The sequence below is a fragment of the Aureimonas sp. CAS genome, from assembly GCF_059838215.1.
On sequence record NZ_CM187563.1, the window covers coordinates 1,385,108 to 1,404,958 of the forward strand.

Consider the following 19,851-nt stretch of genomic DNA (forward strand, 5'->3'; position numbering starts at 1 on the left):
ATCAATCGGAAATCTGGAGAAAACCGATGAACAGTCGGGATAGTAGTGCAGACGCTGCGGAATGTCACGACCCTTCGCTGGCGGAACTGATCGCCCGCGCGAGGAAGATCGGCTCGGACCTCGGCAGCTTCGTCGACATCCACGTCCGCGGGATGAAGGCGATCGCGCCCACTGAAGACGGCGACGTGCAGGTGTCGGCGGCGCACTGGAGTAGCATCCTGACAACGGTCGACCGGATCGATGTCGCGACGTTCACACTCTACGAGGCGATCACCGACATCGAGGAATCGTTTTCGCCTCCGAAGGGTGGCAAGTGAGCGCGCCCGCAGACGACGCGCCCCCGATCGAGCACGCGCTCTACGCCGCTTCGCTCGGCATACGGGTCGCGCCGCTCGTCCCGGGCGGAAAGCGCGGCCTGGTGAAGTGGAAGCGGGAAGCGACGACCGACGAGGCGACCCTTCGCCGCTGGTGGATGCGCTGGCCGGACGCGAACGTCGCGCTGATCATGGGCGTGTCGGGCGACGGCACCTGCCGGTTCGTCGGTGGGGATTTCGACCACAAGGACGGCACACGCCCCGGGCTCGCCAGCTACGATCTGCTCGACTCGCTCTACGACATCGGCGCGACGCTGACGGTCGAGAGTGCGACCGGCGGCCGGCACGCGATCCATTCGCTCCCGGTCGAGGCGCCGCCGTTGCACAATTTCGTCGACGGCCTGCCCGACTACCCGTCGGTCGACCTGCGCGGGGACGGCGGCCTGCTGATCGGCCCGGGCTCCGTGGTGAACGGCCGCCGGTACCGGTGGCTGAACGACGTGCCCATCCGGCCCGTGCCGGAGGACATTCACGCCCTTTACCGGTCGGCGTCGAAGCGTCGCGTCGAGGCGCCGAGCCGGGAGCCGGCCGGCGAGCTCGACACGTCCTCCGCGGTCGAGCGTGCGGTCCGCTATCTGAAGGAGGACGCGCCGGAGGCCATCCAAGGCGCGAACGGCGACACGACAACCTATCGCGTCGCTTGCCGGCTCCGAGACTTCGGACTGTCCGAGTCCGTCGCCTTCGACCTGCTCGACGAGCACTGGAACCACCCGGAGACCGGCGGGAAGGCCTTTCCCGAATGGGACACGGACCAGCTCGCCGACAAGGTTGCCAGCGCCTACCGCTCGGCCACCGGCGCCTGGGGCGGAAGCCTGCCGGAGAACGAGTTCGACCGCATCCCGCCGTCCAGCGCCGTTCTTCGCGGAACGCTGACGGACTTCGGCCGGCGCGTGCCGTTCGTGCCCGGCGAGGATCTTGTCCGAGACACGATCCCGGCCGTCGGCGTCGGGTTTCTCGGTGGGCAGAGCGGCGCGCTGAAAACGTTCGTCGCCGTGACCTTCTGCGGGTCCGTCGCGCGCGGCGTGCCGTTCGCCGGCCGGAAGATCGAGAGCCCGGGCGCGGCGCTCTATGTCGCCTTCGAAGGGCAGGGGACGCTCGCCGGCCGCGTCGAGGCCTATCGCTCGAAGCTCGAGGATCCTGACGCCGACTTCCCGGTCATGATGCTGTCGGACTTCGGCTCGCTGTCGTCGAAGGAGGACCGAGAGACGTTCGCCAAGGTGGTCGCGCAGTTCCGCGACTACGCGAAGGCGCGCTGGGGCTGCCCGCTGCGCGCCCTCGTCATCGACACGGTCGTTGCGGCTGGGCTGATCCCTGAGGACAAGGAGAACGACCCTGCCGCCTGGCAGAAGGTCTTCGACTTCTTCCAGGCCGTGGCGCGGCGCTTCCAGATCGCGGTCGTTCTCGTCCACCACTACGGCAAGACGGCGGCGGCGGGCCTGCGTGGTTCGTCAAACGCGCGCGCCGGCGCCGACTTCATCCTGGCCGCAGTCTGCGATCGCGACGAGCTGACCGGCGAGACATCGAACCACTTCCTGTCGCTCCCCAAGACCCGCAACGGGCCAGAGGGGCCGATCGGGGCGATCGTCAAGGAACAGGTCGAGATCGGCAAGCGGGCGGATGGCTCGAACGTGACGAGCCTTGTGCTGGCGTTCGACACGGACCGGAAGCCGGCGAAGCAGAAGCGCGCCTTGAGCAAGGCAGCCGCGGCGTTCGTCCTAGCGGCGACGGAAGCAATGGCGGCGTCCGGCGAGAGCATGACGATCGGAGGGCAGAAGGTGCGCGCCGTCAAGAAGGAGATCGTCCGAGGTGCCTTCGTCGCGCACTACGGCGGAGAAGGCGACACGCAGCGGTCTGCGGACGCCGTCCGCAAGCAGTTCGGGAACGCGACGAAGAAGCTTCCGCAGGGCTGGAAGAAGCACGAATGCGACGGCGAGGAATGGTTCTACGAGGTCCCGTTCGAGGGTTCCGAGTTCGATGCGGAGGACGAAGACCTTGCCGCCTGAGACCGGAACCGGAACGGAACGGAAAATTGCGGAATATTCCGCGGAAATTCCGAGCGCCTTTCCTTATTCGCTAGGGCGGAACGCAACCGCAGGGCGGCTGCGCTCGAAGAGCGCAAGCCTGCGTTTCGCCAGCGAGAAGGACCGGAACGGAACGGAACGATTCCCTATAGAGGTTCCGGTTCCGGTTCCGGCCTGCATTTCAGACGAGGAGAATCGACCGTGACCGTGGCCCAAAACGACTGGTACGCAGCCCGGGTTCGAGCCGGCCGGGAGACCCAAGCGCTCAACTGGCTGGAGCGGACGGGAATCGAGGGGCGCGTCCTCTGGAGCTACGTTCTGCAGAAGCACAACCGATCGAAGAGGCTCACGTGGCGAGCCCGCCGATTGGCCCCCGGCTACGTCTTCGTCCAGCTGCCGGCGATCGAGGTCTCGAGCCTCGTCCGACAGTGCGAGGACATCGTCTGCTTCGTCGGCGCCAGGCATCGGACGCCGTTGTCGCTCCGCATGGGCGAGATGGGGACGATGCTCGGGCTCGAAGCGGCCGAGGAGTTCGAGATGGAGGTGCCCCCGGCGCCGAGCTTTGCGGTCGGCGACGAGGTGCTGGTGCTGAACGGGCTGGCGGCCGAGCAGAAGGGCCTGATCGTGAAGCTCTTCGGCAAGCGGGAGGCGAGCGTGCTGCTGGACCAGCTTAGCAAGGATCGCCCTTTTCGCATTGCTATTGACATGCTGGAGAAGGCGGGCTAGATCAGCGTCACGGACGACCGTGTGCCTGATGTTTTCGTCGGCACGACCCAGCCCTCGGGGAACCCGAAGCGGCGAGGATGGTGTCTAATTCGGTGTAGCAGTCCGTTCTGAGTTGCGGTTCCCTTCCCGGGGAAAACCAAGACCCCGCCAGGCTTCGGCTCGGCGGGGTCTTTCGTTGAAGCCCGCGCGGCATGCTGTGCGGACCCTGCAGGCTTCGGCTTGCAGGGCTCTCGTTCGAAGGCCGATGATGGCGGTTCGCTCGCCCAACCACCGACCGCACCCGAAAGAGCGCGGCAAGGATCGGATCGCCGAGCGCGCCCGCGGCCGAAAGGGCATGGAGCAGCGCAGACGCCGGCTGATGGCCGAGCCGCTCTGCCGGGACTGCCAGGCCGAGGGCAGGGTGACGGCGGCCACGGTGCCCGACCACATCGTGCCTCTGGCCCACGGCGGGGCGGACACGGACGACAACATCCGGTGCCTGTGCGCCGATCACCATGCGAAGCGGACGGCGGAGCAGTTCGGTCTGCGGGCGCCTCGGCAGCGGATCGGTGCGGACGGGTGGCCGGTGGATACCGGGGGGTAGCCCGAAAGTCTGGAGCATCCCGTTCTGGACACCGGCGGCCACTGAAAAACTCGCAAAGCCAGATTGATGTTGGAAAAGCGGTCAAAATGGCGACACGCGGCGCAAAGCCGAAATCAGCGCATCTGCGTTTGATCGACGGCACCCACCGGAATACGAGGCACGGCGGCTCTGAGAAGGCGCGTGAGGCTGTTGAAGGGGCGATCGAGGCGTTCGGCAAGCTGGCGAAGCCCAAGCATCTGCGCGGGCACGCCGCAGACGCCTGGAAGCGGTACATCGCGCCAGCCAACTGGCTGGACGCGTCGCGTGAACCGGCAGCCATCGCCTTCTGCGAACTGTGGGACGAGTTCCGATCGGCGCCGCTCAAGTTCCCTGCCGCCAAGCACGGTCAGCTGCGCGCTTACATGAGCGAGCTCGGGCTGACGGACGAGCGCAACCGGTCGAGCCAAGACGAGAAGGCCGGTGACGAGTTCTTCGATGAGTGACCGCGCTACGGCCTACGCCGAGCGCGTCCTCGCTGGCGAGATTGTGGCCGGGCCGCACGTTCGAAACGCCTGCCGCCGGCACCTGGACGACCTGCAGCGCAACGACATCGCCTTCGACCCGGAGGCTGCGGCGCGCGCGCTCCGCTTCTTCGAGACGAAGCTGAAGCTCAGCGAAGGCCAGTTCGAGAACAAGCCATTCGCGTCGCAGCCGGCGCAGGACTTCATCATCGGATCGCTGTTCGGGTGGAAGCGCCTGGACGGCACGCGCCGCTTCCGGCGCGCCTACATCGAGCAGGGGAAGGGCAACGGCAAGTCGCCGCTGGCCGGCGGCATTGGGCTCTACGGCCTGATGGCTGATGGCGAGGCCGGCGCGGAAATCTACTCGGCCGGCGCCACGAAGGAGCAGGCCGGCATCCTTTTCCGCGACGCCGTTAAGATGGTCCAGAAGTCGCCGGACCTCGACAAGCGTCTGACGCCGAGCGGTGGGCCGGGTCGCGAGTTCAATCTCGCCTACCTGCCGAAGAGCTCGTTCTTCCGGCCGGTGTCGCGCGAGACGAAGAAGACGGGTTCCGGCCCGCGCCCGCACTTCGCGCTCGTGGACGAGCTGCACGAGCATGCAGACGGCGGGATCATCGAGATCCTGGAGCGCGGCTTCAAGTTCCGGCGCCAGCCGCTCCTGCTGATGATCACGAACAGCGGTTCGGACCGAAACTCGGTCTGCTGGATCGAGCACGAGCACGCGGTTCGGGTGGCGGCCGGCAACGTCGATGCGAAGGACGACGACGCGCATTACCTCGGCGAGCGGATCGACGACACGACGTTCTCCTACGTCTGCGCGCTGGACCCGGATGACGACCCGCTCAACGATCCGTCGTGTTGGGTGAAGGCGAATCCGCTGCTCGGTACGACGATCACGGAGGAATATCTCGCCGGCGTCGTGGCGCAGGCGAAGGCGATGCCCTCGAAGCTCAACGGCATTCTCCGGCTGCACTTTTGCACCTGGACGGACGCCGAGACCGCCTGGATGACGCGGGCAGTTCTGGAGCCTGCGCTTGAAGAGTTCGACCCGCGCGAATTCGTCGATGAGCCGGTCTGGCTCGGCTGCGACCTGTCGCAGAACAAAGACATTACCGCGCTCGCCGCGGTCGTGAAGACCGGCACCGTCACGGTGAAGGCCGAACGCGACGGACGGATGCAAGAGGTCGAGAAGCCGACCTACGCCGCGTGGGTCGAGGCGTGGACGCCGGGCGACACGATCGCGGCTCGCGCGCTGCGCGACAAGCAGCCCTACGAGGAGTGGGCGAAGAACGGCCACCTGCACGCGCCGAAGGGCGTCAGCATCCGCTTCGACCACGTTGCGCAGGCGGTGGCCGAATACGCGAACGCCTATCAGGTCCAGTGCCTGGCCTACGATCGATACGCATTCAAGCGCGGGTTCGAGCCGGAATGCGATCGGCTCGGTATCAGCGTCGAGTTTGTCGAGCATCCGCAGGGCGGCACGAAGAAGGGGCGGCCGACCGACGCGATGAAGCGCGCGGCCGAGATCGAGGATCGCGAGCCGGAAGGGTTGTGGATGCCCGGCTCGGTTCGCGAGCTCGAAGACGCGATGCTCGAAGGCCGTATCAAGATCCAGCGTAATCCGGTCGTGATCTCGGCGATGATGTCGGCGGTAACGGACGAGGACCGCTGGGGCAACTACTGGCTCGCGAAGGAGCGGGCCACAAACAAGATCGACTGCGCGGTCGCGCTCGCGATGGCGCTGGGCGCGGCGGCTTCTTACGCCGGAGGGGAGGGCGTGGACATGAGCGACTTCCTCACCAATGCGGTGTTCGTCTGATGGGCCTATGGCAACGCCTCTTCGGCAAGAAGCTGACGGCCCGAGACGGTGAGCTCTACGAGTATTTCGGTGGCGGGGAGTCGTGGGCCGGAGAGCACGTCTCGACGCAAGGCGCGCTGAACCTCTCCGCGTTCTGGGCCTGCACCCGTGTCACCGCCCAGACGATCGCGAGCCTTTCCCTAGAGGTGATGGAGAAGCGGTCGGACGGCGCGCGGGTGCGCGTCACCGATCACCCGTTGCAGGAGCTTCTGGACGACAGCCCGAACGCCGACCAGACCTCGATCGAGTTCTGGGAAGGTCGCGTTCTGGGGCTCTGCACGTCGGGCAATGGATTCGCCGAGAAGGTCTACCAGGGCAATCGGCTGATCGCCTTGAACCCGATGCCCTACGACACCTCCGTCGAGAGGCTACAGAGCGGTGCGCTGCGGTACAAGTTCGTCGATCGCGGGAAGACGGTCGAGTTGCCGGAGGCGAAGGTCTTTCACCTCAAGGCGTTCGGCGACGGCGACGTCGGCATGTCGCCAGTGGCCTACGCTCGTCAGACGCTTGGGATCGCCATTGCGTCCGAGAAGGCCGCTGGTCAGACATTCGGAAAGGGCCTTCGCGCCAAAGGCTTCTTCACCTTCCCGAACAAGTTGACCGAAGAGCAGCGCGACCAGGCGCGGAAGAACTTCGCCGAGCGCTACAGCGGGCCGGACGCGCCGGGCGTCGGCATTCTGGAGGCGGGCGTCGACTTCAAGGCGGTGAACATCACGCCGCGCGACGCAGAGCTGATCCTGTCGCGCAAGTTCAACGTCGAGGAAATCTGCCGCTGGCTGGGAGTGCCGCCGATCGTGATCGGGCACTCCGCCGACGGTCAGACGATGTGGGGCACGGGCGTCTCGGCGATCATGCAGAGCTGGCTGAACCTCGGCCTGCGCTCGCAGCTGAAGCGTATCGAGAAGGCCGTCGCCAAGCGCATCATGACACCTGAGGAGCGCCAGAAATACAAGGTCCGCTTCAACTACGAGGACCTGCTGCGGGGCGATAGCGCGGCGCGCGCGGCATTCTACAGCGCGCTTCTCAACGCCGGCGTCATGACGATCAACGAGGTGCGCCGCCTGGAAGGATTGCCGCGCGTCGAGGGCGGCGACGTGCCTCGCATGCAGATGCAGAACGTGCCGATCACAGAGGCAGGCACGGAACCGGAGACCAATCGATGAGCCTTCGCAAACTGCCGGAGCTTCGGTGCCCGGACGGGCTGACGGGCTCGATCCACATCACCGAGAAGTCCGCCCGGATGTTCACGCCGATCGAGGCGCCGCGCGCGGCTGCCGCAGACGGCTCGGACGTCATCTCCATCCTCGATGTCATCGGCTACGACTGGTGGACCGGAGAGGGCGTGACGGCCAAGCGGGTGGCTGCCGCGCTTCGCACCATCGGCGAGAAGCCGGTCACGGTTCAGATCAACAGCCCCGGCGGCGACTTCTTCGAGGGCGTCACGATCTACAATATGCTGCGCGCGCACCCGTCGAAGGTGACAGTGCAGATCCTCGGGATCGCGGCTTCGGCCACCTCGGTCATCGCCATGGCCGCGGACGAGATTCAGATCGCCAAGCTCGGCTTCATGATGATCCACAACACGCAGTGGGTCGCTGCCGGCGACCGGCATGTGATGAACGAGACCGGCGAGATCATGGCCGTCTTCGACCAGGCGGCGGCGGAGATGTACGCGGAGCGAACAGGCGCCGACGTCGAGGCTGTGAAGGCTATGCTCGACGCCGAGACGTGGCTCGCCGGGCAGGGCGCCGTTGACAAGGGCTTTGCCGACAGCACGGCAGAGTTCGAAGTTGAGCCCGCCGAGGTCAACAACTCGGCTTCGGCGCTCTACCGATTGGAGGCGGCGCTGTCCGCCGGTAAGCCTGTGCCGCGCTCCGAGCGCCGCAAGCTGATGAAAGAGATTGTCGAAGGCATGCCGAGCGCTGCTCTCGATCACGCCAAGCCGGGCGCTGGCGAAGCCGCTGCCGATGGCAGCACGGACCTGACCCTCGCACTGGCGCGACTGAAGCTCGCGCGGGCGTAACTCCACGGACCCATCATAATGAGCAAGACCACGCAGGAACTCCTCTCGGAGGTCTCCAACGAACTCGTGCGCGTCAGCGACGAATTCTCCCGCAAGGCCGAGCAGGCCATGACCGAGGTCAAGAACGCCGGCAAGCTGTCGGAAGAGACCAAGGCCGAAGTCGACAAGATGGCGACGACGCAGAACACGCTGTCCGGCAAGGTCGAGGAGCTGACGGCTCGCCTCGGCGAGGTCGAGCAGAAGGGCGCCCGCCGCGGCGGGGACGGCAACGACCGGCCCAAGTCGCTCGGCCACCAGGCGATCGAGAACCAGGCGCTGAAGGACTTCGCGCAGTCCGTCCAGGGCGGCCGTCGCGTCAGCATCCCGGTCAAGAACGTCACGACCTCACCCGACATCGCCGAAGGCGTCGTCGAGCCCCAGCGTCTGCCGGGTATCGACGTCGCGCCGAAGCAGCGCCTGTTCATCCGCGACCTGATCGCGCCGGGCCGCACCACGTCCCCGGCGATCTTCTGGGTGCAGCAGACGGGCTTCACCAACGCCGCGGCCGTGATCCCCACCGAAGGCTCGCCCAAGCCGTATTCGGACATCGAGTTCGCCACCAAGATCACGCCGGTCGCCACGATCGCGCACATGTTCAAGGCGTCGAAGCAGATCCTCGATGACTTCGCACAGCTTCAGTCGATGATCGACGCCGAGATGCGCTACGGCCTGAAGTTCGTCGAGGAGCAGGAGATCCTGTTCGGCACCGGCACGGGCGGCCACCTCGAAGGTATCGTACCCCAGGCGCAGGCGTTCGACCCGTCCTTTACGGTCGATGCGCAGACGCCGATCGACGACCTTCGTCTTGCGATGCTGCAGTCGCAGCTGGCCCGCCTCCCGGCGACCGGATTCGTTCTGCACTTCATCGACTGGGCGAAGATCGAGCTGACCAAGGACACCCTTGGCCGCTACATCATCGGCAACCCGCTGAGCCTCGCCGGCCCGACCCTCTGGGGTCTGCCGGTCGTCGCGACCGAAGCCCCCGAGTTCGAGGGCGAGTTCCTGACGGGCGCTTTCCAGACGGCCGCTCAGATTTTCGATCGTGAGGACGCCAACGTCGTCGTCTCGACCGAGAACGTCGACGACTTCGAACGCAACCTCGTGTCGATCCGCTGCGAGGAGCGTCTTGCCCTGGCGGTGAAGCGTCCCGAGGCGTTCGTCACCGGTCCGTTCACGACGGCTGTCGGCGGCTGATCACTGACGACATGGGCCGCCCCAACCGCGGGGCGGCCTTTCTCTTGAGAGGGTAAGGCGATGGACCTGACTGCATTGCGGACCTTCCGGTTCGGCAACACCAACATTCGGCGCGGCGCGAAAGTCACGATGTCCGACGCGCGCGGCAAGGAACACATCGCGCGCGGCCTCGTCGAAGAGATGAAGGCGCCCAAGCCGAAGGCCGATCCCAAGCCGAAGGCGGACGAGAAGGCCAAGGACTGACCGTGCGCGTCGTCGTCATCACGACTCCCGAGCCGATCGTGACGTGGGATGAGGCCAAGGCCCATCTGCGTCTCGATACCGAGGACGAGCAGACGTATGTCGAGGGCCTGATTGCTGCGGCGCAGGGCTGGATTGACGGGCCGGGCGGATGGCTGGGGCGCGCGGTCGGCGTGCAGACGTTGGAGCTTCGTGCCGACTGCTGGCCAACGTCGCTCCCATTCCGGCCTGTGACGAGCGTCGACAGCGTGACCGTGGACGGGCAGGCGGTGGCCGGGGTAACGGTCGAGCCCGACGGCATGCTGAACCTGCCTGATGGGGCGGCACGGCCGCAGCAGGCGATTACGATCACCTACATCGCCGGCTACGACACCCCGCCTGCGCCGATCAAGCAGGCGGTCCTCCTTCTCGTCGGCCAGTGGTACGCCTACCGCGCCAACGTCTCGGACGTGGCCGCGAACGAACTGCCGATGGCAGTCGAGGCTTTGTTGAGCCCCTATCGGGTGTGGTCGGTCTGATGGAAGCGGGCAAGCTCGATCGCCGCATCACGCTCCAGATGGACGGCGTGGAGATCGGGCGTGATCCGTTCAACGATCCGGTCTTCGGGCCGCCGCTGGACATCACGGTATGGGCGTCGAAGGAGGACATCCGCGACAGCGAGCGCTACTCGGCGCAAGAGGTCGGCGCCGAGGTCACGACCCGTTTCCGCATCCGCTGGTCGGAAGCCGTGAAGGACTTCGACCCACGCGGCCGGATTCTGTTCGATGGTCGCCGTTACGATGTGAATGCCGTGAAGGAGATCGGGCGCCGGGAAGGGCTGGAGATTACCGCCGCAGCACGAAGCGAGCGCGCCTGATGTCCGTCAAAGTCCGCATCGATGGTTTGAAGGAACTGGACGCTGCCCTCGGCGAGTTAGGGAAGTCCACCGGCAAGAACGTCCTTCGGCGAGTTCTTCGCGGCGCCGCTGAGCCGATGGCAGATCAGATTCGCGCGACCGCGCCAGTGGACCCGGATGGGGGTGGACAGCTTCGCGACAGTGCCGGCGTCGGCACGCGGCTGAGCCGCAACCAATCTCGGCAGCATCGCAAGATGTTCCGTGATGATCGCGCGAGTGTCGAGATGTTCGTCGGCGTTGGCGCTCTCCCGCAGGCGACGCTTGAAGAGTTCGGCGGCCCGAACAATTCGCCCAAGGGGTACGTCCGGGCAGCATGGGACGCGCACAAGGGTCCCATCCTCGAACACATCAAGACCGAGCTGGGTACGGAGATCACGAAGGCTGCTGAGCGGCAGGCTCGCAAGCAGGCGCGTCTTCTTCGCAGGGCCGGCGGGGGCTGATCATGGAAGAGAGCTTCGTAGCGCTCCTCCTGGCAGATGCCGGGACGACGGCGCTTGTCGGCAACCGGATGAACTGGAACGCCCGCCCGCAGGGAAACGCGCTGCCGGCGATCGTCCTGACGAACGTGTCGAGGCAGACCAACTACCATTCGCAGGGGCCGTCTGGATACGTCCAGAGCCGCGTGCAGGTGGATTGCTACGCCCGCGACTACACTGAAGGCGGCCAGACCAGAAGCGGCTTTGGTCGCGCTATCGCCGTATCCCAAGCCGTGAAAGCCCGTCTCAGCGGCCTCCGCACGATTCAGGGCGGCACGCACTTCCTCGGCGTCTTCGTCGATAGCGAGCGCCAATCCTACGAAGAAGGCTCGGGCGGCGTGTGGATGCACCGAGTTTCCATCGACTTCATGGTCCATCACAAGGAGACGACCCATGCCTGAGCAAACCAGCCAGGTCGATATCGGTTACGGCAGCGTCGTTCGCGTTGGTCGGGGCACACCCCCGGCGGAGTGGACGCAGCTCTACGGTCTTGAGACCGTCACCGTCCCGAGCCAGCCGCCCGAAGACATTGATGTCACGCATCAGCAGTCTCCGGGCCGCACGCGCGAGACGATCCCCGGGCTGAAGCCCGTCGCCGACTATGCCCTCGAAATGCAGTACTGGCCGGGGTCGGACACCGACACGTTGCTCGTCGAGCTGGACGAGAAGACGGCGCAGGGCGACCGAGAGATCGTCCTTCTGGAGATTACGCCCAACGGCGGGGCGACGTGGACGTTCATGGCCTACCTGAACGAGTACGTCCCGACCTCGCCGCTCGGCGAAAAGCAGATGGTCACGGCCAACTGGAAGGTCATGGCGCGCGTCTTCGGGGACAACGGCTAATGGGCACGAACCCGAAGGGCGAGCTGAAGGTCTCGGCGGGTGGCAAGGAATATCGCCTGCACCTCGGCATGAGCGTGATGGCGGAGCTCCAGGAGGAGTTTGGCGATCTGGAAACGGTCTTCGCCATGCCGGAAGACGGCAAGCTGCCGAACCTGAAGGTCGTGAACGCGGTCTTCCTCAAGGGTCTGCAGCGCTACCACGCCAACGAGGCGGATCGCTGGCTCGTGGACGACATCATCGCCGAGAACCAGAACGCGTTCGTCGATCTCGTCGGCACGGCGTTCCCCGATCCTTTGGAGGAAGCCAAAGGCACGACGGGAAAGAAGAAGGCGGCGGCTTAGACATCGCGCGTTTGTGCGAAAGCTACGTCGCCGCCGGCCTTCCGCCAGCGCGGTTCTGGGACCTCACGCCGCGCCTCTATGACACGGAGATGAGGGGGGCGCTCGCCGCGATCCGGCGGGAGCGCTCCCTCGTCTGGGAAGCCGCCTTCCTGCCGCATGTGAAAAGCCCGCCCAGCCACAGCGAGTTCGTAGGCGGCAAGGCGGTTCGTGAGCCTGCCAGCTTCCTCGACATGCGGCTGCGGGCAGCGACGAAGGGCCTGCGCGGAATTTCGATGGCTGAGTACGCGCGGAGCTTGAACTAGCGCAGGGAAAGGCCGGATTGCGCGGTATAGCCGCCAATCTCTTTCCCGGTGAAGCGATCAAAAAGGCGGACATGATCGCTACTGTTCGAGCCGTCGAAGAAGTAGGCGTAAACGACCTCGGTGAATTGCTGCTTGTCGCTGAAGTCCAGCGCGTAGAAAGCGGGCTCAACCCATACGCGGGGAAGGTTTCCAGGCGTTTCTACCTTCTGGAAGATGCCCTCGTCAGTCAGGCGTCGGATCAACGCGATCCGTCTCGTTTGAGCGGCTTCCGACTTGTCAATCGCAGCGACGCTTGTTGCCGCGTCGGTTCGGCCAGTTTCACTGAAAATCGAACCGATTACGAAGACGCCGCCAACCAGAAGCCCGGCAGTGACAGCCACGGCTTTCGCCGCACGTTTGAAGAAACCCATCGTGACCCCCTGAAATGGCGCGCAGCATACCGCGCGGGAATGGCTGAGGTAAAGCATGGCAAACGCCGTGATCGGAGCACTCCGAGCTAACCTTGGGCTCGACTCTGCGCAGTTCGAGGACGGGCTGAAGAAGTCGCAGAACGCCCTCGGGAAATTCGGCAGCTACGCCAAGACGGCGTTCGTCGCGGCGGCGGCGGCCGCGACGGCGGCGATCGCAGGCATGGGCGTTGCCATGCAGCGGACCATTTCGGACGCGGACGACCTGTCGAAAGCCGCCTCGAAGATCGGCGTCCCGATCGAGGAGCTGTCCAAGCTCCGTTACGCCGCCGACATGTCGGGGGTCTCGTTTGAGGGCTTGCAGACGGGCGTTCGGAAGCTCTCTCAGGGCATGAACGACTTCGCGACGAAGGGGACGGGGCCGGCGGCTGAAGCCTTCCGCCGTCTCGGCATCGAGGTCAAGAATTCGGACGGCACCCTGAAGACCTCGACGGAGGTCATGGAGCAGATCGCGGATCGCTTCGCGGCCATGCCGGATGGCGTGCAGAAGACGGCATTGGCGGTCCAGCTCTTCGGCAAGGCCGGCGCCGACATGATCCCGCTTCTCAACGGCGGGTCTGCCGCCCTTCGCGAAATGACGGACGAGGCGGCCGCCCTCGGTCTCGTCATCAGCGAGGAGACCGGCAAGCGGGCCGAAGCCTTCAACGACAATCTGTCCCGGCTCGGCTATGCGGCGCAGGGCGCGATGACGTCTCTGATGTCCGCACTTCTCCCCGCTCTGGTGGCCGTCACGGACGCGGTGGTCGCGGCCGTTCGCGGCTTCATGCAGTTCGTGGACTACCTCCCGACCGTGATCGAGTATGCCACCGTCGCGGGTGGCTCTCTCGCCCTGATGGTAAGCCCGCAGATCATTGCGGCGATCTATGCGGCCGCGCAGGCCATCGGCGTTGCGTTGGTCGGAGCCGTTCGCGCTCTGACTGTCGCGATCGCGGCGAACCCGATGGCGGCCCTGGCGATCGGCATCGCGGCGGCGATCACCGCCGTCTACCACTTTCGGGACGAGATCAAGCAGGCCATCGGCGTTGACGTCGTGCAGATCACGAAGGACGCGGCCAACACGGTGATCGGCGCCTTTGTTGGCGCTTATGACGCGATCGTTGCAACGTGGTCGCAAATTCCTGCCGCCCTCGGCGACTTGGCTTATCAAGCCGCGAAGAACGTCGATAACGCATTCCGGACCATGGCTCGGGATGTGGTTTCGTCTGTGAACGGGATCGTCGCCAGCATCAATGGGACGCTTCGTTCTGCTGGGGCCGGAATTCAGTTGCCGGATCTTGGGATTCCCACGCGCGTCGTGGGCGAGTCTGGCATTTCGAACCCTTATGCGGGAGCAGCTAAGCAGGCAGGCACAGCTGCTGCGGCCGCTTTTGCTGCTGCCCAGCGTGACTACTTCGCCGGGTCTGGGGGCGATGCGGCGACCGGTTCACTCCGCACCGCTGCCGATGCGGCGTCCGACCTTCAGGCCGCTCTCGACGGGTCTGGGGGCGGCGGTCGCGGAGGGCGCGGCGGTGGCGTTTCCGACGCGGCCAAGGCGGCGCAGAAGGCGCTCAGCGACATGGCTGCCGAGGGGGGGCGCGTGTTCGAACAGACGCGCACCCCGCTTGAGCGATATCAGGCGCAGATCGCCCGGCTGAACGAGCTTCTCAAGGCCGGCAAGATCGACCAGGAGACCTACAGCCGCGCCGTTGCGCTGGCGCAGGAGGAGTTCGATCGAGCGTCCAAGTCGGCGGAGAAATCCGCCGATGGCTTGTCGAAGGTCGGCGACACGATCGGCAACGCCTTCTCGTCTTCGTTTCAAGGGCTGATCGATGGCACGAAGAAGGTCGGCGACGTGCTGCGCGATCTTCTCAGCCAGCTTGCGAGCATGTGGGCGAACCAAGCCTTCAAGGCCCTGATCGGCGGGTTTGGCGGCGGCGGGCGCGGGGGCGGTCTTTTCGGCGGCATCCTGTCCGCCCTCGGGTTCCGCGCGAACGGTGGATCCGTGATGAAGGGGCGTCCCTACATCGTCGGGGAACGAGGGCCGGAACTCATGGTCCCCGGCGCGAATGGCTCGGTCGTCTCCAATGCGCAGCTCGCTCGCGGCTCGGGCGGCGGGTCCGTCGATGTCCGCGTGTCGGTCGATAGGAACGGCAATCTGCAAGCGTTCGTCGAGCGTGTCTCGGGGGATGTTGCATCCCGCACGACCCAAGCCGGCATCGGCCAGTACGACCGAGCGGCGGCTGCGTCGATGCAGGACAAGCGTGGGCGAGGTATCCGCTGATGGCGTCTGCGCTCCCTTCGGAGTTCTTCCCGCGCGACATCGCCTTCCACTTGGAGAACGTCTCCCGGTCGGGCGGTGTCGCCACCAACGGGCAGGAGCGCGTGGTCGCCTCGGATGCCGGGCGTTGGAAGGCTCGCCTCATTCAGTGCCCGGTCTACACGAACGATCAGATCCTCGCTTTCCGCGCCTTCCTCTTCGGAATGCAGGGCAGGGCGGGAACGTGCCTCGTACCGGTCTTCGGTGAGAACCGCCGCGCCAACTGGCCTCGCGATGAGCTTGGCCGCGTGGTGTCGCCAGAGACGGCCCGCCGCAACCGTCTCGACGGGACGCAGTTCGCGGATCCTGCCATCCCGGCTCAGACGCAGATCAGCGCCCGGTTGCTGACGGCTGCGCCTCGGCGAGCCACGACGCTTCAGATCGAGCTGTTGCAGGGCAGTCCGATCCGTCCAGGTCAGTATTTCTCCTTCAACGGACGGCTGCACGTCATCACCGCCGCGCTCGGGGGCGAGGCCTATGCGATCCGTCCGCCGCTCCGTGAGGCTGCCGGGCAGGGCTGGTTCCTGAACCTCTCCGCTCCCGTCTGCGAGATGCGGCTCGCTTCGGATGACAGTGGTGAGCTGGAGCTTCAGCTTGGCCGCTGGGGGTTCGTCGATCTCGAATTCGTCGAGGCGTTCTGATGGCGTTCGACGCGACCTACTACGCGATGCTGGCGCGCTTCGACTTCGCCGAAGGGCCGATGCACCTCTGGGATGGCGTCGGCGTTCTCGACTTCGAGGGCGTCAGCTGGACCGGCGCGGGACAGATGGCCTCGGTCTCGCCGATGTCGCTCGCCGAGGACGACGTCGCGAAGAAGCTGGAGTTCGCTCTGTCCGGCGTGACGCCAGAGATCGTCGCCAAGGCGGAAGAGGCGGAGAGTGTTCGGGGCCGTGACGTCTGGGTCTGGGGCCTGCCGCTCTCGGCCGAGACGCTGCAGCCGATCGGCGGCCGACAGTTCCTGACACACATGCTGATGGACAGCGTCGGCTATTCGGCCAAGGGGCCGGCGGATCGGTCCATCAAGCTCGTCTGCGAGACCGTCTGGACCGCGCGCAACTCGGCGTCCTTCGCCATGTGGAGCGACCGGGATCAACAGGCTCGGTTCCCCGGCGATCGGGGCTTCGAGTTCGTGCCGACTCTCATCAACAAGCGCTCATTCTGGCCGACGTTCTGATTGGAGACGACGATGCTCTTGAGATTGCGAACCGCTATTGGCCGAACGCTTCGTCGTGTTTTCCCCGACGAGCCGGTGAAGGTGACGATCCATGTGGACGGGCAGTCTCGGCTTGAGGATGTGAGGCGCATCGTCAATCAGGCTGTTGCCGAAAGCGAACGGCGAGGGCTGCCTCGGTCTATTCGCTGATGCCACCGGACGACCTCTCCACATTCCTCAAGGCCGCTTCCGAGCGGCCTTTTTCATGGGGCGAACACGATTGCCTTTCGTGGCTCGGCGCCTGGGTTGCCGTTCGTCATGGGACGAACCCGGCCGACCGCTTCACGCGTCGCTACCGGACCGCGCGCGGGGCGCTCCGCATCATTCGACAGCACGGCAGCATGGGCGGCGTCGTCCGAGCGGCAATCGAGCCCATGGGCCTCGTCGAGACGGACGAGCCGCAGGCGGGGGATATCGCCATCGTGAGCGCGCCGGAAGGACTGATCGGGGGAATCGTGGCCGGCAAGTTCATCGCCAATATCGGGCAGCACGGGCTCTTCATGCGCCGGCTTCCCATCGTGACGGCCTGGAGGGTCTGATGGCGCCCGCAATCGGCCTCGTCTTCTTCAACCTCGGGGCGCCGCTCGGCCTCGTGAACGCGGCTGCCGGCGTCGGTCTGGTCGGGAGCCTTCTGTCCACCGTCGCGCCGCTCGCGCTCTCAGTTGGCGCCTCGTACCTTCTGGCAGAGCGTCCGCGCGCCCCGAAGCCTTCTGACGGCCAAGTGGAAGTTCGCCAGGCGATCCCGGCGCGGGTGTTCCACTATGGCCGGGTGAAGGTCTCGGGGCCGCTCTTCTTCTACGAAGCGCGCAACGGAGCGCTTTGCAAAGGGGTCCTGCTTTCCTGCCGCCAGATCGATGCGATCGAGCACGTCTATCTCGACAACCGGATGGTCTCGGTTCGCTCCGATGGCGCGGTCATGTCGGCGCCCTTCGTCAATGGCAACAGCTCGTTCGGTCATTTTTCCGCTGCCCCGGGCACCCCCGATCAGCCAGCCAACGCCTATCTCCGTTCGATCTTCACCGAATGGACTGAGAACCATCGTCTGGCGGGCAATGCCTATTGCGTGGCCGGTTTCGCCACGCCTGATGCGGCAAAGTTTCAGGAGGTCTATCCGAACGGAGAGCCCAGCGTGGCGGTCCAGCTGCGAGGCTCGCTCCTCTACGATCCGCGCGACGGCGCGACGCGGTGGAGCGAGAACGCCGGCCTCGCCATCCTCGACTACCTCACGCACGAGGATGGCTATGCGATCCCGATGGCGCGCCTGGATCTCGACAGCTTCCGCGCCTTCGCCAACCTCTGCGACGAGCGCGTACCGCTCGCTGCCGGCGGGACCGAGGCCCGTTATCGCGTGGCGATGTCCGTCTCGCTCGGGCAGGCGAGGACCGAGGTTCTGGCGCGGCTCCGCGCAGCCTGCGACGCGCAGCTCTACGCCACCCGCGATGGCCGCATTGCGATCCGCGGTGGGCGCTATGAGCAGCCGCGCGTGACGATCGACACCGACGCCGGCCAGGTGCTGGAGTTCAACTTCGAGCCGCCGGACGCCATGAGCCGCTACAACGAGCTCGCGATCCAGTATCTTGAGCCCGCCCTCGGCTATGTCGAGAACGAGGGCACGCCCTGGGTCGATGTCGCGGACTTCGCGCGGACGGGCGTTCTGAAGACGCAGCAACTCGACCTGACGCACGTCCCGAGCCACAGCCAGGCGCGCCGGCTGGCGAAGATTCTGATGGCTCGCGAGAACTGCGACCGGATGGCCGAAGCTTTGGTCGATATCGACGGCCTGAACTGCTTCGGCGAGCGCATCATCCGGTTCCGCAACCCGGAGATCGACATCGATCAGGACTTCTGGCTGGAGGGCGGGCCGGAGTTCGAAGCCTTCACCGTCACGCGGCTGAAAATGCGATCGGCGAACGCGGCGTCGTACCAGTGGAGCCCAGCCGAGGAAGGCCAGTCCACGACGATCCCGCCGGACACGACGCCGGACCTCAATCTGACGCCGCCGCCCTTGACGCTCTCCGAAGCCGCCGGCCCTCGTGTCGTCGCGACGTGGACGCCGAGCCTGGCGCTCAATCGCAACTACGAGGTCCGTATCCGCCCCGCCAGCTCGCCCGAGGGCTGGAGCGCGATGGAGGTGGCCTCGACCCGCGACCGCGCGACGTCGGCCATATTGGCGGGCGGACAGGGCTATGTCGTGCAAATCCGCGTCAGCGCGGGGCCGCAGGCTGTCGGCGGCTGGTCGCAGGACTACACGATCACCGTCACGGCGCAGAACACCGCGGCGCGGCCGGTGGACTTCGACAGCAGCCGCGACGGGGCCAACGTCCTCCTGACGTGGCGCAATCCGAATGTGCAGGGGATCGTCGGCAACCGGCTCTATCGCGCGTCGGGCGCTTCGTCGTCCTTCGCCTCGGCCACGGACATCACCGGTCTCGTCTTCGGCGGGCCGAACCAGGCGATGACCGTGACCGACGCGCCGGGGACCGGGACATGGCGCTACTGGGCCGTCTCCGAACTGTCGGACGGTTCGCGCTCCGCCCCCGCCGGGCCTGAGACGGTGACGATATGAGTACGAGGATCGGCGACTTCCGGGACTACACGCGCCCCGAAACGCGGCTCATGGCGCAGTTCGACGCCAAGCTCGACGCGATGCGCAAGGATCTCGACGCGTCGCTCGCGGCACAGGCCGCGCTCCTGGCGGACGTCGCGGCTCGACCGTCGCTGGTGGACCTCGGCACGGTTTCGATCACGGTCGGCTCCACGCTCGCGGTCACGACAGCCGGGGCGCAGCGCATGGTCGTGCCGTTCGCCGGGGTCCGCCCGACCGATCGGCTCTGGGCTCTGCCCGACGAGTATCTGCCCGTCGGCTACGGCCTGCCGCAGGTGATCTGCAGAAACGCTGGCCAGCTCGAAATCCGCATCGTCGTGCCGACCCTCGCGCTCGGGACCACGAAGGCCATCGCCCTGGCGATCAGCGCAATGAGGAAAGCATGAGCCAGTTTCAGTCAGTGGCACCCTTCACGCGGGTCAGGGTTGACGTGTCGCGGACGCAGGACTGGGTCGATGAGGCGCCGCAGCTTCTCGACTCGGATGGCGCGCCCCTGAGTCTGGTTGACTGCGATCTTCGTATGTTCATCCGCCCCACATACGACCATCAGGTTTCGGTGTTGGAGCTTTCTCGCGCCGGCGGGATCGTCGTCACCGACGAGGCGAACGGCCTCTTTCAATTCGGCGTCACCCGAGAAGCATTGGCCACCATCCCTCTTCTGCCAAACGGCGGGGCGGCAACCTATGACCAGTTCCTGATTCTGGAGCGCTCCGGCGGCGATCGAACGCAGTTCACTGAAATATGGCGCGGTCCATTCGTCATCCACCCCGGCCGCATCGCCTGATCATCTTCTTTCACGCATCGCACGAGCACCCGCAGCGGCCGCCCTTTGAGGCGGCCTTTTTCATGGGCGAA

The 19,851-nt window shown here is 66.0% G+C and carries 25 protein-coding genes; 24 read left to right on the forward strand and 1 reads right to left on the reverse strand.

Translation table 11 applies throughout. The features are described from left to right. Positions 1–26 precede the first annotated feature (26 nt). From AC6R2M_RS06770 to AC6R2M_RS06850, 17 genes are all read left to right on the forward strand, one after another. Complete coding sequence (locus AC6R2M_RS06770) at positions 27–317, forward strand: hypothetical protein (protein WP_500486737.1); 291 nt, start codon at positions 27–29, stop codon at positions 315–317. Continuing rightward, positions 314–2,377 (forward strand): bifunctional DNA primase/polymerase, encoded by a 2,064-nt coding sequence (locus AC6R2M_RS06775; RefSeq protein ID WP_500486739.1) that lies wholly within the window; start codon positions 314–316, stop codon positions 2,375–2,377. Before AC6R2M_RS06770 ends, AC6R2M_RS06775 begins: the two co-directional genes overlap by 4 nt. A 219-nt stretch (positions 2,378–2,596) precedes the next feature. Next, entirely contained in the window at positions 2,597–3,121 is a 525-nt protein-coding gene (nusG, locus tag AC6R2M_RS06780; RefSeq protein WP_500486741.1) for a transcription termination/antitermination protein NusG, read from the forward strand. A 334-nt stretch (positions 3,122–3,455) separates the two neighbouring features. After that, complete coding sequence (locus tag AC6R2M_RS06785) at positions 3,456–3,704, forward strand: HNH endonuclease (RefSeq protein WP_500486743.1); 249 nt, start codon at positions 3,456–3,458, stop codon at positions 3,702–3,704. 86 nt (positions 3,705–3,790) lie between these two features. After that, positions 3,791–4,186, forward strand: coding sequence for a hypothetical protein (locus tag AC6R2M_RS06790; RefSeq protein WP_500486745.1), 396 nt, complete (start codon positions 3,791–3,793; stop codon positions 4,184–4,186). Beyond that, positions 4,179–6,023 (forward strand): terminase large subunit, encoded by a 1,845-nt coding sequence (locus AC6R2M_RS06795; protein WP_500486747.1) that lies wholly within the window; start codon positions 4,179–4,181, stop codon positions 6,021–6,023. The genes AC6R2M_RS06790 and AC6R2M_RS06795 overlap by 8 nt, the downstream gene beginning before the upstream one ends. Then, positions 6,023–7,225, forward strand: a complete 1,203-nt coding sequence (locus AC6R2M_RS06800; RefSeq protein WP_500486749.1) for a phage portal protein — start codon at positions 6,023–6,025, stop codon at positions 7,223–7,225. The genes AC6R2M_RS06795 and AC6R2M_RS06800 overlap by 1 nt, the downstream gene beginning before the upstream one ends. A 77-nt stretch (positions 7,226–7,302) precedes the next feature. Then, positions 7,303–8,085, forward strand: coding sequence for a head maturation protease, ClpP-related (locus AC6R2M_RS06805; protein WP_500486751.1), 783 nt, complete (start codon positions 7,303–7,305; stop codon positions 8,083–8,085). 18 nt (positions 8,086–8,103) lie between these two features. Further along, on the forward strand, positions 8,104–9,318 hold the full coding sequence (locus tag AC6R2M_RS06810) for a phage major capsid protein (protein WP_500486753.1): 1,215 nt from the start codon (positions 8,104–8,106) through the stop codon (positions 9,316–9,318). A gap of 60 nt (positions 9,319–9,378) precedes the next feature. Next, positions 9,379–9,561: a hypothetical protein gene (locus AC6R2M_RS06815; RefSeq protein WP_500486755.1), complete on the forward strand. Its 183-nt coding sequence runs from the start codon at positions 9,379–9,381 to the stop codon at positions 9,559–9,561. Positions 9,562–9,563: 2 nt separating this feature from the next. After that, positions 9,564–10,076: a head-tail connector protein gene (locus tag AC6R2M_RS06820; protein WP_500486757.1), complete on the forward strand. Its 513-nt coding sequence runs from the start codon at positions 9,564–9,566 to the stop codon at positions 10,074–10,076. After that, positions 10,076–10,414, forward strand: a complete 339-nt coding sequence (locus tag AC6R2M_RS06825; protein WP_500486759.1) for a phage head closure protein — start codon at positions 10,076–10,078, stop codon at positions 10,412–10,414. Before AC6R2M_RS06820 ends, AC6R2M_RS06825 begins: the two co-directional genes overlap by 1 nt. Continuing rightward, positions 10,414–10,893 carry an HK97 gp10 family phage protein gene (locus AC6R2M_RS06830; protein ID WP_500486761.1) on the forward strand — a complete coding sequence of 160 codons (480 nt, stop codon included), beginning with the start codon at positions 10,414–10,416 and terminating at the stop codon, positions 10,891–10,893. Before AC6R2M_RS06825 ends, AC6R2M_RS06830 begins: the two co-directional genes overlap by 1 nt. A 2-nt stretch (positions 10,894–10,895) precedes the next feature. Further along, positions 10,896–11,330, forward strand: a complete 435-nt coding sequence (gp17, locus tag AC6R2M_RS06835) for a tail completion protein gp17 (RefSeq protein WP_500486763.1) — start codon at positions 10,896–10,898, stop codon at positions 11,328–11,330. Next, positions 11,323–11,772 (forward strand): phage tail tube protein, encoded by a 450-nt coding sequence (locus AC6R2M_RS06840; protein WP_500486765.1) that lies wholly within the window; start codon positions 11,323–11,325, stop codon positions 11,770–11,772. Before gp17 ends, AC6R2M_RS06840 begins: the two co-directional genes overlap by 8 nt. Beyond that, positions 11,772–12,113: a hypothetical protein gene (locus AC6R2M_RS06845; RefSeq protein ID WP_500486767.1), complete on the forward strand. Its 342-nt coding sequence runs from the start codon at positions 11,772–11,774 to the stop codon at positions 12,111–12,113. The genes AC6R2M_RS06840 and AC6R2M_RS06845 overlap by 1 nt, the downstream gene beginning before the upstream one ends. A gap of 11 nt (positions 12,114–12,124) precedes the next feature. Continuing rightward, a complete protein-coding gene (locus AC6R2M_RS06850; RefSeq protein WP_500486769.1) occupies positions 12,125–12,415 on the forward strand; it encodes a hypothetical protein in 291 nt (96 codons plus the stop codon). On the opposite strand, the gene AC6R2M_RS06855 is transcribed toward AC6R2M_RS06850, so the two are convergent. Beyond that, positions 12,412–12,882: a hypothetical protein gene (locus tag AC6R2M_RS06855; RefSeq protein ID WP_500486771.1), complete on the reverse strand. Its 471-nt coding sequence runs from the start codon at positions 12,880–12,882 to the stop codon at positions 12,412–12,414. The genes AC6R2M_RS06850 and AC6R2M_RS06855 overlap by 4 nt on opposite strands. Between AC6R2M_RS06855 and AC6R2M_RS06860 the strand changes: the two genes are divergently transcribed. The 7 genes from AC6R2M_RS06860 (at position 12,881) to AC6R2M_RS06890 (ending at position 19,780) form a co-directional block, all read left to right on the forward strand. Continuing rightward, the gene (locus AC6R2M_RS06860) at positions 12,881–15,142 is read left to right on the forward strand and encodes a phage tail tape measure protein (RefSeq protein ID WP_500486773.1); all 2,262 of its coding nucleotides are present in this window, start codon (positions 12,881–12,883) and stop codon (positions 15,140–15,142) included. The two genes, AC6R2M_RS06855 and AC6R2M_RS06860, sit on opposite strands and share 2 nt — an antisense overlap. Positions 15,143–15,192: 50 nt before the next feature. Beyond that, positions 15,193–15,819 carry a hypothetical protein gene (locus AC6R2M_RS06865; protein WP_500486775.1) on the forward strand — a complete coding sequence of 209 codons (627 nt, stop codon included), beginning with the start codon at positions 15,193–15,195 and terminating at the stop codon, positions 15,817–15,819. Further along, positions 15,819–16,352, forward strand: coding sequence for a hypothetical protein (locus tag AC6R2M_RS06870; protein WP_500486777.1), 534 nt, complete (start codon positions 15,819–15,821; stop codon positions 16,350–16,352). The genes AC6R2M_RS06865 and AC6R2M_RS06870 overlap by 1 nt, the downstream gene beginning before the upstream one ends. A gap of 188 nt (positions 16,353–16,540) precedes the next feature. Next, positions 16,541–16,930: a DUF6950 family protein gene (locus tag AC6R2M_RS06875; RefSeq protein ID WP_500486779.1), complete on the forward strand. Its 390-nt coding sequence runs from the start codon at positions 16,541–16,543 to the stop codon at positions 16,928–16,930. Continuing rightward, entirely contained in the window at positions 16,930–18,957 is a 2,028-nt protein-coding gene (locus tag AC6R2M_RS06880) for a phage tail protein (RefSeq protein ID WP_500486781.1), read from the forward strand. The genes AC6R2M_RS06875 and AC6R2M_RS06880 overlap by 1 nt, the downstream gene beginning before the upstream one ends. Beyond that, positions 18,954–19,382, forward strand: a complete 429-nt coding sequence (locus tag AC6R2M_RS06885; RefSeq protein WP_500486783.1) for a hypothetical protein — start codon at positions 18,954–18,956, stop codon at positions 19,380–19,382. Before AC6R2M_RS06880 ends, AC6R2M_RS06885 begins: the two co-directional genes overlap by 4 nt. Beyond that, on the forward strand, positions 19,379–19,780 hold the full coding sequence (locus AC6R2M_RS06890) for a hypothetical protein (protein ID WP_500486785.1): 402 nt from the start codon (positions 19,379–19,381) through the stop codon (positions 19,778–19,780). Before AC6R2M_RS06885 ends, AC6R2M_RS06890 begins: the two co-directional genes overlap by 4 nt. Positions 19,781–19,851 lie beyond the last annotated feature (71 nt).

Excerpts from the sequence above, each read along its gene's own strand:
- AC6R2M_RS06815 (WP_500486755.1), top strand. The coding sequence starts at position 9,379 with ATGGACCTGACTGCATTGCGGACCTTCCGGTTCGGCAACACCAACATT.
- AC6R2M_RS06870 (WP_500486777.1), top strand. The coding sequence starts at position 15,819 with ATGGCGTTCGACGCGACCTACTACGCGATGCTGGCGCGCTTCGACTTC.
- AC6R2M_RS06805 (WP_500486751.1), top strand. The coding sequence starts at position 7,303 with ATGTTCACGCCGATCGAGGCGCCGCGCGCGGCTGCCGCAGACGGCTCG.
- AC6R2M_RS06840 (WP_500486765.1), top strand. The coding sequence starts at position 11,323 with ATGCCTGAGCAAACCAGCCAGGTCGATATCGGTTACGGCAGCGTCGTT.
- AC6R2M_RS06845 (WP_500486767.1), top strand. The coding sequence starts at position 11,772 with ATGGGCACGAACCCGAAGGGCGAGCTGAAGGTCTCGGCGGGTGGCAAG.
- AC6R2M_RS06825 (WP_500486759.1), top strand. The coding sequence starts at position 10,076 with ATGGAAGCGGGCAAGCTCGATCGCCGCATCACGCTCCAGATGGACGGC.
- AC6R2M_RS06830 (WP_500486761.1), top strand. The coding sequence starts at position 10,414 with ATGTCCGTCAAAGTCCGCATCGATGGTTTGAAGGAACTGGACGCTGCC.
- gp17 (WP_500486763.1), top strand. The coding sequence starts at position 10,896 with ATGGAAGAGAGCTTCGTAGCGCTCCTCCTGGCAGATGCCGGGACGACG.
- AC6R2M_RS06800 (WP_500486749.1), top strand. The coding sequence starts at position 6,023 with ATGGGCCTATGGCAACGCCTCTTCGGCAAGAAGCTGACGGCCCGAGAC.
- AC6R2M_RS06885 (WP_500486783.1), top strand. The coding sequence starts at position 18,954 with ATGAGTACGAGGATCGGCGACTTCCGGGACTACACGCGCCCCGAAACG.
- AC6R2M_RS06880 (WP_500486781.1), top strand. The coding sequence starts at position 16,930 with ATGGCGCCCGCAATCGGCCTCGTCTTCTTCAACCTCGGGGCGCCGCTC.
- AC6R2M_RS06875 (WP_500486779.1), top strand. The coding sequence starts at position 16,541 with ATGCCACCGGACGACCTCTCCACATTCCTCAAGGCCGCTTCCGAGCGG.
- AC6R2M_RS06795 (WP_500486747.1), top strand. The coding sequence starts at position 4,179 with ATGAGTGACCGCGCTACGGCCTACGCCGAGCGCGTCCTCGCTGGCGAG.
- AC6R2M_RS06890 (WP_500486785.1), top strand. The coding sequence starts at position 19,379 with ATGAGCCAGTTTCAGTCAGTGGCACCCTTCACGCGGGTCAGGGTTGAC.
- AC6R2M_RS06785 (WP_500486743.1), top strand. The coding sequence starts at position 3,456 with ATGGAGCAGCGCAGACGCCGGCTGATGGCCGAGCCGCTCTGCCGGGAC.
- AC6R2M_RS06860 (WP_500486773.1), top strand. The coding sequence starts at position 12,881 with ATGGCAAACGCCGTGATCGGAGCACTCCGAGCTAACCTTGGGCTCGAC.
- AC6R2M_RS06810 (WP_500486753.1), top strand. The coding sequence starts at position 8,104 with ATGAGCAAGACCACGCAGGAACTCCTCTCGGAGGTCTCCAACGAACTC.
- AC6R2M_RS06855 (WP_500486771.1), bottom strand. The coding sequence starts at position 12,882 with ATGCTTTACCTCAGCCATTCCCGCGCGGTATGCTGCGCGCCATTTCAG.
- AC6R2M_RS06790 (WP_500486745.1), top strand. The coding sequence starts at position 3,791 with ATGGCGACACGCGGCGCAAAGCCGAAATCAGCGCATCTGCGTTTGATC.
- AC6R2M_RS06770 (WP_500486737.1), top strand. The coding sequence starts at position 27 with ATGAACAGTCGGGATAGTAGTGCAGACGCTGCGGAATGTCACGACCCT.